Below are 15245 nucleotides of genomic sequence, written 5' to 3' on the forward strand. Positions count from 1 at the left end.
CGTTGCGAGGTGCTCAGCGACCGCCCGGCCCGCCGCTGCCGAAGGAACCGCTGCTGCCCTCGTCCCAGCGGGGCCGTTCCTTCGACGGGCCGGTCCGGGTTCCCGCGTTGCCGTGGCCGGGCAACTGGTGCGGTGTCAGGCGCTGACGGCCTCGGGGCACCTCGTCGGGCTCACGGTTCTCCATGACCTCGCGGACCGGGCCGCCCTCCGGCATCCGTGGCTGCTCCTCGGGGACCGGCGGGGGCGGCTCACGCCGCTTGACGCGGACACCCAGCCAGAAGGCACCCATCAGCACCGCCACGACCACCACACCCGCCACGGCCAGGCCGACGCCGAGCCCGCCCCGACCTGCGGCGATGTCCATCCATGAGGCATTCATGGGACGCGAGTACCCCTGGCCGTGCCGGTGAACCGACTCACCCCGAGCGGGACGCCCGTGTCTGAGAGCGGTTGGCCTTGCGGACCGCGTCGAGCAGTTCTCCCTTGGTCATCCGCGACCGGCCGTCGATGCCCAGGTGCTTCGCGACGTCGTACAGATGCTTCTTCGAGGCGCTCTCGTCGACACCCTCGCCACTGCGCCCGCCGCGTCCCCGGGGCCGTGCCGACCGCGGGTCCGAAGGGCCCTTGCGAACGCCTTCCTTGCGCTCCCCGTGGTCGGCGACCTTCTCGTACTTGTGCTTGAGCGCGCCGTACGCCACCCGGTGGGCGCGCTCGCCCTCGCCGTACTGCTCCACCGCAGAGTCGTGCGCCTTGATCCAGGTGCGCTGGGCGTCGTTGGCGGAACGCTCCAGGGTCGACGGCAGCTCTTCTCGTGCGGGCACGGGTCCACCTCCGTCCGTCGTGGTCCGCTGTGGTGCGCGGACGCCGCCCGGGTTCCCGGCGCGGGTGGGGAAAATCCGGCGGAAACCCTGGGCGCACCGGGTTTGACGTGGTCGGCTCCGGCTACCCGCGCGGTGTGACATCGACGACATCCCAGGAGGAGCTCTTCCGGTTCCTGGAAGACAGGTTCGCGTGCGCCCAGGCGTGCACCGAATGTGCGCGGGCGTGCGCCCTGCGCGCGAGCCTCGTGGATCCGGACGGGACCGAGGAGCAGGAACTCGTACGACGCAAGGGCATCATGTGCGCGGAGGTGTGCGACGCGACCTGCCGGGTGCTCTCCGAGCAGAACCGGCTCGACGAAGCCGGCATCCGCGTCCAGCTGGAGTGGTGCCGGTCGGTCTGCCTGGAGAGCGCGCACGTCTTCGACCGGCACCCGAGCGCGGAGGACAGCGCGAAGGCGTGCCGGGAGTGCGCGCAGGCGTGCTCGGGCTTCATCGCGACGCTGGCCTGAGTGGTCGCGGGGGCAGGCTGTGCACGGTCCATGGGCTTTCGCATGCCCATTCCCAATTTCTGAAACACGTTCTACGGTGTGCGCCGTCAGGACCGGCCTTGGGAGCCTGGAGGCGCCGTGCATCTCGATCACACGCCCGAACAGCAGCGGCTGCGCACCGAACTACGCACCTATTTCGCCGAGTTGGTGCCGGACAACGCCCACGCCCGGTTCACCGACCGCGCGGCCCAGAAACGCTTCTACCGCGACACCATCCGCCGCCTGGGCACCGACGGCTGGCTCGGCGTGGGCTGGCCGAAGGAGTACGGCGGGCGGGGCCTGACGGCGATGGAGCAGTTCATCTTCTTCGACGAGGCCGCCCAGGCCGGCGTCCCGCTGCCGCTGATGGCGCTGAACACCGTCGGCCCGACGATCATGCGGTACGGCACGGACGAGCAGAAGGCGTACTTCCTGCCGAGGATCCTCACCGGCGAGATCGATTTCGCGATCGGCTACAGCGAGCCCGACGCCGGCACCGACCTGGCCTCCCTGAAGACGCGCGCCGTGCGGGACGGCGACTCGTACGTCGTCAACGGCCAGAAGATCTGGACCACCAACGGCGACACGGCCGACTGGGTCTGGCTCGCGGTCCGTACCGACCCCGACGCCCCGCCGCACAAGGGCATCACCATGCTCCTGATGCCGACCTCCGCCCCCGGCTACTCCTGCACCGTCATCAACACGCTCGCCTCGCACGACACCACGGCCGGCTACTACGAGAACGTCCGCGTCCCCGTCGACCACCGGGTCGGTGAGGAGAACCGGGGCTGGCGCCTGATCACCAACCAGCTCAACCACGAGCGGGTCACCCTCGCCGCGCACGGCACCATGGCGATCCGCGCCCTGCACGACGTGCAGCGCTGGGCCATGGAGACCAAACTCGCCGACGGCCGCCGCGTGGTCGACCTGTCCTGGGTCCGCCGCCTACTGGCCCGCACCCACACCCGCCTGGACGCGCTCAAGCTCCTCAACTGGCGGATGGTGGGCGCCGTCGAGGATGGCACCCTCACCCCGCAGGACGCCTCCGCTGTCAAGGTGTACGGCTCCGAGGCCCGCCGGGACGCCTACGCATGGCTCATGGAGATCGTCGCAGCCGCGGGCGCCCTGAAGGAGGGCTCGGCGGGCGCGGTGCTGCACGGCGAACTGGAACGCGGCTACCGCTCGGCGGTGATCTTCACCTTCGGCGGCGGCAACAACGAGATCCAGCGGGAGATCATCTCGTGGATCGGGCTGGGGATGCCGAGGGTGCGGCGTTAGCTGGGTTGTGACCCTTCTTCTTTCCGGCAGCAGGCAAGGTGATCAGCAGCACAGCTGCTCCGAGGAGTGCGATGACCGCGATCCAGCCCGCGCCGACGTGCATAGCATGGATAAACGCATGATCGGCAGCCTGAGCAAGAGCGGGCCGGTGGATAGCGGTGGCGACGTGGCGGGCCTGTTCGGCGGAGACTCGCGCCTGATCCTGCACCGGACCGGGTGCACCCTCCAGCGACGGTTCGATCGCCCGTCGGTACACGATCGACATGATCGTGCCGCCTACTGCGATTCCGATCACACTGCCGGTTTGCCGCACGGTGTTGGTGACGGCCGATCCTGCACCGGCCTGTTCCAACGGCAGGTTGCTGATCAATGCGGCCGTAACCGGGCCGATCACCATGCCGATCGAGAGACCCTGTATCAACAACAGGATCTCGATCCCGACGAGTGGCGTTTGGAGTCCGAGGAACCCGTACCCGCCCATGGTCAGCGCGGCCAAGGTCAGCGCCGGCACCGTGACAAGGCGTAGCGACAGGCGGCGAACCAGGCGCGAGGCAAGGGGCGCCCCCGCGAGCGCGCCGAGTGCGGTCGGGATATTGGCCAAACCCGCCTTCATCGGCGAAAATCCGAGCGCGCCTTGCAGGTAGAAGGCGTTGTAGAAGGTAATGGCGGCCACACCGAAGAGCAGCAATCCGAGCGCCACATTGCCGCCACCGAATGTGCGTTGCACGAACAGTCGCGGATCAAAGCTGGGCACCTTGACACGCAGTTCGACGAGTACGAAAAGGGCCAGCAGAACCAGACCGACAACGATCGGCGCCCAGACGTCGGTACGACTCCACACAGCCACCTGCCCCGCACGGATCAGCCCGTAGGCCAACGCCACGAGCCCACTGACCGACAGCAACATTCCAGCGGGGTCCAGTGGTCGCAGAGTGGGGCTGCGGAAATTCGGAACCAGCACGGCGAGCCCGATCAACGCCAATGCCGCGACCGGGACATTGATCAGAAAGACCGAGCCCCACCAGAAATGATCGAGCAGGAACCCCGCCAGCACCGGGCCGGCAGCCATTCCGACACCGGCCGACGTCGAGAAAATGCCGATCGCGGCAGCCCGCGCGGGGCCAGTAAAGGTCCACATAAGGATGGCCATCATGGCGGGCGTGATCAGCGCGCTGCCCACCCCCATCGCAGCTCGAGCCGCAATCAGCTGGCCCGCATCGCTTGCGTACGCCGCCCACAGCGAGGACCCGGCGAAAATAACCAACCCGCTGGAAAACACAGTCCGGTGACCGAACCGATCGCCCAATGCGCCCGCAGTGAACATCAATGTGGCGAAGGCCAGAGTGTACGAACCGGTCGCCCATTGCAGCTGACCGGGATTGGCCCCCAGTCCACGGACCGGGTCTGCAAGGGTCTCGAGCGTAGTACTCAGGACGGTATTGTCCAGCCAGATCATCAGCGAACACAACATAAGAACGGCAAGAATTAACTGCTGCCTGAACTTCGGCAACGTTGGAGGCGCGGTCATGGACACCTTCGGATATCGATCGGCGGGCACCTGAACGACTGGACCATAAGCAAACTCCACGACGCCGTCAAGCTCAGAGTTTCTTGTCAAGACTGTTGCGGCTGAACAGGCCATATGCCCTCTGCGGGGTTTGCGGACCGAGCAAATTTGTGCCCTCTGGCGAATTTGCGAGTCGAAGGGTTTCATGACTTACGGAGGGTTGCGATTGGGCGGATTTCATGCCCTGAGGAGACGGCGGTCGGGCTGCCTGCGCATCTGTTCGCTGATCGGCAGCAGGGGTGCGCTCCGGCTGCCGCGCGCCCGGGTGGTGCCCCTGTCTGCCCCGCCGTCGTCTTGCACCGCGGCGGGGTCAGGAGTCCTCGCCCAGCCCCTCCCAGTGGTCGGCGAGGGAGGTGAGCAGACGCATGATCTCTTCGCGCCGCTCCGGTCCGAACGGTGCGAGAAGCCGTTCGTCCAGCTGCCGGGCGCGGAGGTTCGCGTCATGGAGGGTCCGCTTGCCCTCCTCGGTCAGATGGAGCAGCTTGCGCCGGCCGTCGTCCGCCGCCGTCCTGCGGACGATCAGGCCCCGGTTCTCCAGCCGCCGGGCGACGTCCGCCATCGTCGACGTGTCCAGGGCGACCGCCGACGCCATCGACCGCTGGTCGTGCCCCGGGGCCGACTCCACGGCCTGGAGCACCGCGAACTGCGGCCCGGTGAGCGTCGGGTCGACGGCACGGATCCAGACCGCGAGATACGCCTGGTAGAGGCGGCGGACCTGGTAGCCGGGCGCGGCGGTGAGTGCGGGGGGCGGCCCGGGAGGCGTGGACGTCGTGGTTGCGGTTTCGTCACCCATGGAGCTCACTTAAGCACGGCATTTGATCGGACCGGCAGTCGGTCGGTAGCCCGTCGGCAGTCGGATCGGTAGCCGGTACGACGGTCGGATCGGTAGCCGGTACGACGGTCGGTCCCGCGCCTCCGGGAACTCGCGCTCCTCCGTCAGGTCAGCATCGGACGCAGCGCCTCACGCAGCGCCGCGAGCGCGGCGGGCGGGTTGTCCCAGAACAGCATGTGGCCGGCGTCCGGGATCTTGGTCAGTACGGCCGAAGGCAGCAGCCCAGCCGCCTCCGCGGCGCCCTGCGCGGTGACGACGGGACTGTCCGCGCCGTACAGCAGCGCCGTGGGACCGGGCACGGAGGGCCACCAGTCGAAGAAGTCCTCGCTCTCGAAGCCGCGATGCGTGGCGGAGACGGCCTCCGTGTCGCAGCTCGCCAGCCAGCGCGCCCGCAGCTCCCGCTCACGGCGCGGCCAGCGCGGCCAGGACCGGGCCACCTCGTCCGCGTCGGTGCCGCGCCGCGCCTGGGCCAGCTGGTCCAGGAACGCGGCCAGCGGTGTGGGATAGGGCCCGCGGCCGGGACCGCTCATCGGCGGATCGCCCAGCACCGTGCCCCGTAGCCCCACCTTCGCCCGGACGGCGGTCACGGCCGCGATCCGCGCGCCCATGGAGTGCCCGAAGAGGACCGGCCGGTCGAGCCCGAGGCCCGTGACGACGGCCTCGGTGTCCTCGGCGTACTCCTCCAGTCCGTACGAGCCGCCGCCGTCGGACAGCCCGCGCCCGCGGACGTCGACGACCAACGGCCGTACGAGACTGGTCAGTTCGCGCGCCACGAAGTCCATCGTGACGGCGGGGCTGGTGATGCCGGGCAGCACGACGAGCGGGACGCCGTCACCCCCGTAGTCCAGGACGTGCAGACGTGTGGCACCCGAACGCACCCAGCGACTGGTGGCGGGAACGTCGGCGAGATCGGCGAGCGCGGGGTGCGCCAGCAACCGGGTGGGCGGAGGCGTGGGCGCGGTCATGAGGTCCTCCGTAGTCCGTCGAGATACGAGACGGCGTCCTTGAGGACGATCACGTCGCCGTACTTGGCGTGGATGTCGAAGAGGTTCGCCTCGTGCGGCCCCTGCGCCCGGTCCCCGACGCACTCCCGAGGCACCAGCACCGGGAACCCGCACTGCACGGCGTCCACGGCGGTGGCCCGTACGCAGCCGCTCGTCGTCGCCCCGCACACCAGCAGCGTGTCGCAGCCGGCCCCGGTCAGCAGGGCGGCCAGGGAGGTGCCGAAGAACGCGGAGGCACCCTTCTTCACGATCAGGTGGTCCTCCGGTGTCCGCGGCAGCCGCGGATCGAGTGCGACCCCCTCGCTGCCCTCGACCATGCTCCGCATGCCCGGAACCTTGTCCAGCCAGGTGACGGCGGAGCCCGTCGCCTCGGCCGGTGTGTAGGCGATCGTGGTGAACACGACCGGCACCCCGGCCGGACGCGCCGCCGCGATCAACTCGCCCGTGGCTTCGACCACGTCGGTGAGATCGGCCCCCGTGGGGAAAGCCGCCTCGGTGAAACCGCGGGTGAGGTCCACCACGAGGACGGCGGGTCGGCCGCCGCGGCGCACGGACGCGCCGAATCCCGCCCGCTGGTAGGTCCGCTCGGTCTCCTGCCCGTACCGCGCCTCGCCGCTCATGACGTCCTCCGCAGGGTCCGCAGCTCCCGCGCCTGGGCGCCGAGCCGGCCCAGCAGCCAGCCTTCGAGGAGGCCGAACGCGAACGCCCCGGCCACCAGGCCGTACTTCGCGGCCGAAGGGCCGAGCAGCATCGCCAGGCCGTCGAGGTCGGGATTCTGTGCGAGGGCAGGCCGCGCCGCGGCGGGAGCCTCGGGCAGGACGGTCCCGGTGACCTGGTCCTGGTCCTGGTCCCGGTCCCGGTCCAGCAGGCTTCCCAGGTTCCGCGCGAACTGCTGAAGGATCCGGTCCGACACCGTGACGATCGCCCCCTTGCCGAACTGGACGATCTTGCCGCGGATCACCAGGTCCGTGGAGAGCTGGAGCAGTGCTCCCTCGGGCGCCGCGAGCACTTCGAGACGGACCTCGGCCTCCGCGTCCCCACTGCCGTGGATGTCGGCGCCTCTGGCCTGCGCCCGCAGCCGCCGCCGCTCGGCATCGACCTCCAGGAACCGTACGGTGCCGGCGTAGGAGGCGCTGATGGGACCCACCCGGATCTTCACCTTCCCCCGCCAGGCGTCGCCGTCCTGCCCGTCGAGCGCGGCGCCCGGCATGCAGGAGGCGACTCGTTCGACGTCGTTCATCAGGGCGAAGACCTCGTCCGGGGAGGCTTCGACCAGCACCGTATTGGTGAGCCGCATGGGTCAGTGCTCCTTGCTGCTGTCACAGGGCTGTGCGCAGGCCCCGCGCCGAGCCGTTGCGCATCCGTCGATCGCCTCGACGATGGTCTGGTAGCCGGTGCACCGGCACAGATTGGCGGCGACCACCTCACGGATCTCCTCCTTGGTCGCCTCCGGCCGCTCGGCGAGGAACCCCTCGGCGAGCATCAAGAACCCAGGCGTGCAGAACCCGCACTGCAGCGCGTGGTGCTCGCTGAACGCCCGTTGCAGATCGCTCAGTTCACCACCAGAGCCCTTACTCAGCGATTCGACCGTACGAATCCGGGCTCCCTCGGCCTGCGCCGCGAACATCAGGCAGGCGCGGACGGGCGCGTCGTCGACCAGGACCGTGCAGGCGCCGCAGATGCCGTGCTCGCACCCGACGTGCGTACCGGTCAGCCGCAGCGCGTGCCGCAAAACGTCGACGAGGGTGCGGCGGGGCTCGGTGACGACGTCGTACTGCTCGCCGTTGACGTCGAGGCTGATGAGTTGCAGCTCCGGCTGCACCGTAACGGCGTCGTGGTTCATGAGGACAACTCCAGGTTCAGGGCACGGTTCAGGGCGCGGTGCACCGTCTCGGGCGTCACCGGGGTCTGGTCGAGCTCGATCCCCGTGGAGCGCAGGCCGTCGTTGACGGCGTTGAGGACGGCGGCGGGCGCCCCGATGGTGCCGCCCTCGCCGACGCCCTTCGCGCCGGTCTCGGTGAACGCGCTGGGCGTCTGAAGGTGGTGGATCAGCACATCGGGGATCTCGTGGGCGGTGGGCACCTTGTAGTCCATGAAGCCGGTCGCCGACGGCTCGCCCTGGTCGTCGTACGTCACCTGCTCGAACAGCGCGCCCGCGATGCCCTGCGCGATGCCGCCCCGGCACTGCCCCTCCACGACCTGTGGGTTGATGGCGACACCGCAGTCCTCGACGCACACGTACCGCAGGATCTCCACCTGCCCGGTGCCCTCGTGGAGTTCGACGACGCAGCCGTGGGTGGCGTTGGCGAAGGTGCCGTCGCCGAAGACGTCGAAGGTGGCGGTGACCGACAGGCCCGGCTCGATGTCCTTCGGCAGCAGGTGGGCTTGGAGGTAGGCGATGTCGGCGATCTCCTCGTAGGTGAGGACATCCTCCTGGTAAGTGGGGGCGTCGCGGCGGCGCGCGGCGCCGTCCGCCAGCTCCACCTCCTCGGGGGCTACGCCCCAGCGTGCGGCGGCGATGGCGCGCAGCTTGTCGCCGAGCTTCGCCGCGGCGAGGCGTACGGCGCTGCCGCCGATGGTGATGGAGCGGCTGGCGAAGGTGCCCCAGCCGTAGGTGATGCGGTCGGTGTCGCCCTGATGGATCCTCACCTTGGCGATGTCCAGGTCGAGTTGGTCGGCGACGATCTGCGCCATCGTCGTCTCGTGGCTCTGTCCGTGGTTCATCGTGCCGGTGGTGAAGGTGACCGCGCCGCTGGTGTCCATCCGCACCTCGGAGATGTCGAACCCGGGCACCACCCGCATCTTGCGCTGCGCGAAGGCCGCGGAGCCGTACCCGGTGCGCTCGCTGAAGCAGGAGTAGCCGATGCCGATGTGCCGCCCCTCGGCAGCCGCCGCCCGCTGCTTGTCGTACCAGCCCTCCTCCCGAACGAGTTGCTCGCACAGGTTGAGCGACTCCAGGTAGGAGCCCGGGTCGTACGTGATGTTGTTGACGCCGGTGTACGGGAAGTCGGTGATGACGTTGCGGCGGCGGATCTCGACCGGGTCCAGGCCCAGTTCGCGGGCGGCGCGCTCGAAGAGCCGCTCCACGACCATGACGTACTGCGGACGGCTCACGCCGCGGTACGGCGCGGTGGGCGCCTTGTTGGTGGTGACCGCCCTGCCCCGCACCCGGTACGCGGGCACCTTGTAGACGCCGGGCATCTCGGCGGACGCCATCAGCGGCTCGATGCCCGCCGTGAAGGGATAGCAGGAGTATGCGCCCATGTCGCAGACCACGTCCGCGTCGAGCGCGAGGATCCTGCCCTCGGCGTCGAAGGCGGCGCGCGACCGGTAGTGCTGCTCGCGGGCGAGGAACGAAGCGGACAGGGCGTCCTTGCGGTCCTCGATCCACTTCACCGGCCGCCGCAGCCGCAGCGCGGCCGCCGCGGCGGCGATCTCCTCGCGGCCGACGACGCATTTCTGGCCGAATCCGCCGCCCATGTCGGGCACCACGACCCGCACGGCGCGTTCGTCGAGCCGCAGACATCGGGACGCCACCGTCCGCACCTGGTGCGGAATCTGGGTGCAGGTCCGCAGAACGAGCTGGTCCTCGCGGTCGTCCCAGTGCGCCACGACGCCCCGGGTCTCCAGCGGCAGCGCGTTCTGCCGTCCGGTCCTCGTGTCGACCTCGACGACACAGGGCGCGGACTCGAAGATCTCGTCGATGCCCTCGGTCGCGAAGAGCGAGAGGTCCAACAGTGTGTTGTGCGCGGCCTCCGCGTGGAGGAGCGGGGCGCCGGGGGCGAGCGCCGCCTCCTCGGACGTCACCGGCGGCAGCGTCGTGTAGGAGACCTTCGCCGCCTCGAGTCCGTCCTCCGCAGCGTACGCGTCGCGGGCCACGACGACGGCGATCGGCTCCCCGACGAAGCGGACCTTGTCGCGGGCGAGGACCGGCATGGCGGTCGGGACGAACTCCGAGAGCGGGCGACCCAGTTGGGCGACGATGTCGCCCAGCTCCAGGTCGTCCGCCGTGAACGCGGCGACGACGCCCGGGACTTCGCACACCGCGGAGAGGTCCACCGAGGCGATCTCGGCGTGGGCGACGGTGCTGCGCACGAACTGGGCGTGCAGCATGCCGGGCAGCGCGATGTCGTCGACGAACCGCCCGCGCCCGGACAGCAGCCGAGGGTCCTCGCGGCGCGGGACCGACCTGCCCACCAACATCCGTTCATTCATGGGGACATGGCCTCCTCACAGGCGCGCCGGACCAGGGTCCGGACGAGTTGCTTGCGGTAGTGCGTGGAGCCGGACGCGTCGGCGGGGGGCTCGACGGCCTCCGCCGCGGCGGACGCGCAGGCCTCGAAGGAGCCGCCGGCGGTCAGCACGGCCTCCGCCTCGGGCACACGGACGGCGGCGGACGCCACACCGCCGAGCGCCACCCGGCCGGAGCGCACCTCGCCGTCCTCGACGTCGAGGTCGACGGCGGCGGCCACGAGGGCGAAGTCCCCGCGCCGCTCGGCGAACTCGGTGAGCGCGGCATGCGGCGCGGGACGCGGGAAGACGATCTCGACCAGGAGCTCGTCCGGGTCGAGGGCCGTCGTGTAGTAGCCGAGGAAGAAGTCCCCGGCCGCGATCCTCCGTTCTCCCCGGGGACCGCGTGCCACGAACTCGGCGCCGAGCGCCACCGCGAGCAGGCACCACTCGGCGGTGGCGTCGCCGTGCGCCATGCTGCCGCCGACCGTGCCCCGGGTGCGGATCGGGAGGTGCCCGATCCAGCTCATGGCCTTCTTGAGGACCTCGAAGCCCGCCCCCAGAATCCCGTCCGGGTCGGTCTCCACCCTGTGATGGGTGGTGAGCGCCCCGATGCGCAGACCGCCGCCGGAGTCCCGGTGCATGCGGTCCAGTTCCCGCAGTCCGCCGATGTCGACGAGGTGCCGCGGGCGGGCCAGCCGGAAGTTCATCATCGCGACGAGGCTCTGCCCGCCGGCGATGACCTTGGCGTCGTCACCGAGCTCGGCCAGCAGCCGCGCGGCTCCGTCGACGTCGCGGGCCCGGTGGTACTGGAAGGGGGCGGGCTTCATGGTCCTCCTGTCGGGCGTTGCGTGCGGGGCCGTGCTGCTCAGGGGCTCAGAAGACCGCCCGCTCGGCGACACCCTGACGCGCGAGTGCCGACGACTCCTTGCCGTCGCTGTCCTCGTCGAGTCCCCGACCCTTCGTCTCGGGCGCCGCGACCGCCATCCACACCACGGCCAGCAGTACGGCGATCCCCAGCACCGCGAAGGTCCACGGCAGCCCCAGCAGGGGCCACATCAGCGAGCCGAACACCATCGGGGCGAACCCGGTGAGCGCCCGGCTGACCGACGAGGCCCAGCCGAAACCGCTGGCCCGCAGCTCGGTGGGATACAGCTCCGAGACGTACGCGTACAGGACGGGAATGGTGAGCTGGATCAGGAAGCCGAAGACGGCGATCGCCACGACGGACCCGGTCGGCATCTCCATCACCAGCGCGAACACCACCAGCGCGAGGGACGCGACCGGCGCCGAGACCCCGATGAGCCACTTGCGGCCGACGATGTCGACGAGCGCCGTGGACACCAGCACCCCGACGATGCCGACGGCGCTCATGAGGGTGGTCTTCATGAACGCCGCCGTGTCGCCGAGGCCCTCGTCCCGCAGGATCGACGGCATCCAGCTCAGGGCCGCGTAGTAGACCAGCATGATCGTGGCGAACAGCAGCCAGGCCGCGGAGGTGATGCGCGGGCTGAAGCGCCAGATGCCGCGCAGCTGTTCGGCCGCGGCGGCCACTCCGCGCGGCCCGGTCTCGGCGACGGGCTCGGGAATCACGTACGGCACGACGCGGGCGCCGGTGCGGGCGACCAGGTCGTCGATGACCTCGCGGGCCTCCGCCTCGCGGCCCTTGCGCGTTAAATAGACGGGCGACTCGGGGATGCCGCGGCGGGCCCAGAACAGCAGCAGCGCGGGCAGGACCATCGTCGCCAGCATCCACCGCCAGTTCCCGTCGGCCGACAGCAGCGCCGTCGACACGAAGCCGCACAGCGTGATGCCCACCGGCCACCACACATCGAGCGCGGTCAGCACCCGGCCCCGGTACTTGCGCGGCGAGAACTCGCTCACCAGCGCGTAGTCCACCGGAATACAGCCGCCGAGACCGATGCCCGCGAGGAAACGCAGCGCGAGGAAGACGGAATACGTGGGGGAGAGGGCGCCCAGGACGGAGAACAGGGCGAAGATCAGCAGCGTGACGCTGAAGGCCTTCTTCCGGCCGATCCGGTCCGCGACCGAACCCCAGATGATGGCGCCGACGGCCATACCGACGAGGTTGGCGGTGGCGACGAGCCCGCGATCGCCGAGCGAGAGGTCGAAGTGCGCACCCACGAGCGGCATGAGGAAGCCGTTCAGGGCGATGTCGTACGCGTCGAAGAGGTAGCCGAGGCCGCCGATGATGAAGATCTTGCCCTGGACGGGCCATTTCCAAGGGAGTTCCTGAACGATCTGATCGCCTGTTTTCACGTTCGCTCCACGGGAGGGGGCGGGTGGGGGGACGGGGCATCCTTTCGTGAGGGGGCCGTCTTGGACGAGGGGGGGCCAGGCTCAGCGGCCGAACTGGTAGGAGAAGGCGCCGAGATCGGGGTCGTCAAGGGGGGTACCCGACCACAGCCAGTCGTAGGACAGGTCCGACTCCCCGTCGAAGTTCCTGAGCAGCTTCTCGTCCCTGGCCCGTTGCTCGGGGCCGTCGGGCAGGTGGTAGAAGTCCTTGTTCCGCAGTGACGCGTCCTGGACCATTCCGGCGTGCTTGGCGCGCCGGTCGACATAGCGGCGCAGCGCTCCCTCGACCCCGGCGGCCGTGACCGCGCCGAGCTCCTCGGCCAGTACGGCGGCGTCCTCCATGGCCTGCGAGGCGCCCTGCGCCTGGTAGGGGAGCATCCCGTGGCAGGCGTCGCCGAGGAGGGCGACCCGGCCGTCCATCCACACCGGATCGCGGCGCCGGTGGTGGAGCGCGAAGGCGGAGACGTCCTCCTTCGCCTTGGACAGCATGGCCGGCACGCGGTCGTCCCAGCCGGGGAACGCGTCCACGAGATCCTGCGCGGTCGCGGACACGCTCCACTTCTCGGCGACCTCGTCCGTGCAGGGCACGCAGGCCACGACGTTGAGGTACTCGCCGCCACGGATCAGGTAGTGGACGAGATGCCGGTCGGGCCCGTACCAGATAGTGCTCTGGAAGCGGTCCATGAGCCAGCGCGTCGCCGGATCGGCGGCGATCAACTCGCCCGGAATCAGCGCCCGGTAAGCCATCTCGCCCGAGAATAGCAGCGTGTCGCAGAGACCGATCAGGTCACGTGTCCGCGAACGGATGCCGTCGGCACCGATGAGCACGTCGCCGGCCTGGCGACGCCCGTTCTCGATGACGGCCACGGGACGCTCGGGGTCCGTGCGGTCCAGCTCGACGACCTTGCTCCCGGTGTGCACCGCCACGACGGGGCCGGGACCGGCGGGATCGACGCACGCGTCCAGCAGCATCCGGTGGAGATCGGCCCGGTGGTAGTGCCAGTAAGGGGCGTTGAACTCGTCCTTGCAACGCTGCCCGAGCGAGGTCAGGCCGACGATGCCGCCGTCCTGCCACCGGCGCCGCACCTGATCGAGCGGCTCGGTACGGATGGCCTCCATCTGGCGGCGCAGCCCGAGACCCATCAGCACCCGGCTCGCGTTGGGCGCCGTCTGGATGCCCGCGCCGACCTCGCCGAGCTCGGCCGCCTGCTCCAGGACGGTGACCCGCAGACCGCGCTGCCGCAGAGCCAGCGCTGCGGTCAGCCCGCCGAGACCTCCCCCGACGACGGTGACTTCGTACGACTGACTGGACGCCACGCTTCCTCCAATTCGCGGGCACGTACGGGCACTTCGTGCGCGAGCCGACGCGGTCAGCCGTCGGTGAGCTGCCCGCCGGTGACGACCGCGACGTCGTCGACGGTGACGGTGCAGCCGCGCATCGCGATGTCGAGGTGGGCGTACGACTCACGCCCGAGGACCGGATGCGGGCCGGTCGACCAGAGGAAGTTGCCGGCGAAGGCGCGGGCGTCCATGCCCATCAGGTCGTCCTTGCCGTACATCGCCGTGGCGAACCAGTCGGCGGTGCGCATCAGGCCCCAGCCCATGTGGGAGAGGCTGCGCGCCCACTGGTCCTGGGCGTCCTCGAAGAACGTCGACAGCAATGCGGCCTCGGCGCCGCCGGACACCTTCTCGATGTGCCCGCCCGTGATCTGCAGGGTGACGGGGGAGCGGACGTACTCCTTGAAGGGCAGCAGGATGTCGCCCTCGGCGAGTACGATCTGCCCGTCGGAGATCTCCGGCCAGCACAGCACCATCGTGCTGGGCCAGTGGTCCCAGCGGCCCGGATCGTCGGCGAAGCCGCACTGGAACTCCGGCTTCGACCCGGCGAGTTGAACGGTCAGGTCGGTCCCCGCGTCCGAGGTGACCCGCATGACGGACGACCGCTTCAGCAGGTCGACGCCCGCCAGCACCTCGGCCTTGTCGCCCTCCTTGGGCAGATTGCGGATCAGTACGTCGGGGGCGTCGCAGACGAAGATGATGCGGGTGCCGGCACGCAGGATCTCCTGCTGGACCGGCGCGTGGATGAAGCCCTCACGGGTCAGGTCGACGACCAGGTCGGCCGACTTCAGCAGGTCCTGCGCGGTGCTGTCGTGGAGTACGGAGACCAGGCCCGGGCCCGCACCGGTGTGGGTGCTGGGCATCGGCGCGGGGCTGCCGCCCGGCACGGTCGCGGCGATGACATGCGCCCCGCAGGCCTTGGCCGCTCCGAAGGCGGCCGCGACGTAGTCGCCGCGGCTGCCGGGCTCGGACAGCACCACGACATGCTCGCCGCTGCGCAGCTTGCACAGGCGCAGCTCACGTGTGAAGGCGTCGAGCAGATCGACGGACGAAAGATCGAACACGGGCTTCCTCCCGGGGGCTTGCTGACGGGTTCCCGTCGCTCCTCGTACCCGAACCGGGCATGGCGCAGCCGTGCTCCGGGCACGGCGCTGGAAGGAGGGAGGGGACGGGAGTTGAGCAGCGGATACGGGACGGTGGGGCGCCGCCCGACTGAGATAATCCGAACACGTACTATCTCGGCTTGGCAAGGGGGCGTGGGCCGAGTTAACACGGTTCTTTCATGACGGACCGTCAGCTCGAGTCCTGAAGCGCGTCGGTCAGGCGTTGGCG

At 70.0% G+C, this 15245-nt stretch carries 15 protein-coding genes; 2 read left to right on the forward strand and 13 right to left on the reverse strand.

Annotation, left to right across the window (positions count from 1 at the left end; all coding sequences use genetic code 11):
* Positions 1-13: 13 nt before the first annotated feature.
* Both AB0I77_RS07115 and AB0I77_RS07120 read right to left on the reverse strand, forming a co-directional pair.
* Positions 14-379 (reverse strand): DUF6479 family protein, encoded by a 366-nt coding sequence (locus AB0I77_RS07115; RefSeq protein WP_363281363.1) that lies wholly within the window; start codon positions 377-379, stop codon positions 14-16.
* Positions 380-416: 37 nt separating this feature from the next.
* A complete protein-coding gene (locus AB0I77_RS07120; RefSeq protein ID WP_363281364.1) occupies positions 417-821 on the reverse strand; it encodes a ChaB family protein in 405 nt (134 codons plus the stop codon).
* A 134-nt stretch (positions 822-955) separates the two neighbouring features.
* Here AB0I77_RS07120 and AB0I77_RS07125 point away from each other — a divergent pair, with 134 nt between their 5' ends.
* Both AB0I77_RS07125 and AB0I77_RS07130 read left to right on the forward strand, forming a co-directional pair.
* Positions 956-1330, forward strand: coding sequence for a four-helix bundle copper-binding protein (locus AB0I77_RS07125; RefSeq protein WP_363281365.1), 375 nt, complete (start codon positions 956-958; stop codon positions 1328-1330).
* A gap of 117 nt (positions 1331-1447) precedes the next feature.
* Entirely contained in the window at positions 1448-2626 is a 1179-nt protein-coding gene (locus AB0I77_RS07130) for an acyl-CoA dehydrogenase family protein (RefSeq protein ID WP_363281366.1), read from the forward strand.
* Here AB0I77_RS07130 and AB0I77_RS07135 read toward each other — a convergent pair.
* The 11 genes from AB0I77_RS07135 to AB0I77_RS07185 form a co-directional block, all read right to left on the reverse strand.
* A complete protein-coding gene (locus AB0I77_RS07135; protein ID WP_363281367.1) occupies positions 2583-4154 on the reverse strand; it encodes an MFS transporter in 1572 nt (523 codons plus the stop codon). The two genes, AB0I77_RS07130 and AB0I77_RS07135, sit on opposite strands and share 44 nt — an antisense overlap.
* A gap of 349 nt (positions 4155-4503) precedes the next feature.
* Positions 4504-4986: a MarR family winged helix-turn-helix transcriptional regulator gene (locus AB0I77_RS07140; RefSeq protein ID WP_363281368.1), complete on the reverse strand. Its 483-nt coding sequence runs from the start codon at positions 4984-4986 to the stop codon at positions 4504-4506.
* Between the two features lie 143 nt (positions 4987-5129).
* Positions 5130-5990, reverse strand: coding sequence for an alpha/beta hydrolase (locus AB0I77_RS07145; protein ID WP_363281369.1), 861 nt, complete (start codon positions 5988-5990; stop codon positions 5130-5132).
* The gene (locus tag AB0I77_RS07150) at positions 5987-6649 is read right to left on the reverse strand and encodes an isochorismatase family protein (protein WP_363281370.1); all 663 of its coding nucleotides are present in this window, start codon (positions 6647-6649) and stop codon (positions 5987-5989) included. Before AB0I77_RS07150 ends, AB0I77_RS07145 begins: the two co-directional genes overlap by 4 nt.
* Positions 6646-7326 carry an SRPBCC family protein gene (locus tag AB0I77_RS07155; protein ID WP_363281371.1) on the reverse strand — a complete coding sequence of 227 codons (681 nt, stop codon included), beginning with the start codon at positions 7324-7326 and terminating at the stop codon, positions 6646-6648. The genes AB0I77_RS07150 and AB0I77_RS07155 overlap by 4 nt, the downstream gene beginning before the upstream one ends.
* Positions 7327-7329: 3 nt before the next feature.
* The gene (locus AB0I77_RS07160; protein WP_363281372.1) at positions 7330-7872 is read right to left on the reverse strand and encodes a (2Fe-2S)-binding protein; all 543 of its coding nucleotides are present in this window, start codon (positions 7870-7872) and stop codon (positions 7330-7332) included.
* Positions 7869-10244, reverse strand: coding sequence for a xanthine dehydrogenase family protein molybdopterin-binding subunit (locus AB0I77_RS07165; RefSeq protein WP_363281373.1), 2376 nt, complete (start codon positions 10242-10244; stop codon positions 7869-7871). Before AB0I77_RS07165 ends, AB0I77_RS07160 begins: the two co-directional genes overlap by 4 nt.
* The gene (locus tag AB0I77_RS07170; RefSeq protein ID WP_363281374.1) at positions 10241-11089 is read right to left on the reverse strand and encodes a xanthine dehydrogenase family protein subunit M; all 849 of its coding nucleotides are present in this window, start codon (positions 11087-11089) and stop codon (positions 10241-10243) included. The genes AB0I77_RS07165 and AB0I77_RS07170 overlap by 4 nt, the downstream gene beginning before the upstream one ends.
* 46 nt (positions 11090-11135) lie before the next feature.
* Entirely contained in the window at positions 11136-12539 is a 1404-nt protein-coding gene (locus AB0I77_RS07175) for an MFS transporter (protein WP_363281375.1), read from the reverse strand.
* A gap of 81 nt (positions 12540-12620) precedes the next feature.
* On the reverse strand, positions 12621-13892 hold the full coding sequence (locus AB0I77_RS07180; RefSeq protein ID WP_363281376.1) for an FAD-dependent monooxygenase: 1272 nt from the start codon (positions 13890-13892) through the stop codon (positions 12621-12623).
* Between the two features lie 53 nt (positions 13893-13945).
* The gene (locus AB0I77_RS07185; protein WP_363281377.1) at positions 13946-14977 is read right to left on the reverse strand and encodes a hypothetical protein; all 1032 of its coding nucleotides are present in this window, start codon (positions 14975-14977) and stop codon (positions 13946-13948) included.
* Positions 14978-15245 lie beyond the last annotated feature (268 nt).

The sequence above is a fragment of the Streptomyces sp. NPDC050619 genome (assembly GCF_040654815.1).
Taxonomy (GTDB): Bacteria; Actinomycetota; Actinomycetes; order Streptomycetales; family Streptomycetaceae; genus Streptomyces.

Excerpts from the sequence above, each read along its gene's own strand:
- AB0I77_RS07115 (WP_363281363.1), bottom strand. The coding sequence starts at position 379 with ATGAATGCCTCATGGATGGACATCGCCGCAGGTCGGGGCGGGCTCGGC.
- AB0I77_RS07135 (WP_363281367.1), bottom strand. The coding sequence starts at position 4,154 with ATGACCGCGCCTCCAACGTTGCCGAAGTTCAGGCAGCAGTTAATTCTT.
- AB0I77_RS07140 (WP_363281368.1), bottom strand. The coding sequence starts at position 4,986 with ATGGGTGACGAAACCGCAACCACGACGTCCACGCCTCCCGGGCCGCCC.
- AB0I77_RS07145 (WP_363281369.1), bottom strand. The coding sequence starts at position 5,990 with ATGACCGCGCCCACGCCTCCGCCCACCCGGTTGCTGGCGCACCCCGCG.
- AB0I77_RS07150 (WP_363281370.1), bottom strand. The coding sequence starts at position 6,649 with ATGAGCGGCGAGGCGCGGTACGGGCAGGAGACCGAGCGGACCTACCAG.
- AB0I77_RS07155 (WP_363281371.1), bottom strand. The coding sequence starts at position 7,326 with ATGCGGCTCACCAATACGGTGCTGGTCGAAGCCTCCCCGGACGAGGTC.
- AB0I77_RS07160 (WP_363281372.1), bottom strand. The coding sequence starts at position 7,872 with ATGAACCACGACGCCGTTACGGTGCAGCCGGAGCTGCAACTCATCAGC.
- AB0I77_RS07165 (WP_363281373.1), bottom strand. The coding sequence starts at position 10,244 with ATGAATGAACGGATGTTGGTGGGCAGGTCGGTCCCGCGCCGCGAGGAC.
- AB0I77_RS07170 (WP_363281374.1), bottom strand. The coding sequence starts at position 11,089 with ATGAAGCCCGCCCCCTTCCAGTACCACCGGGCCCGCGACGTCGACGGA.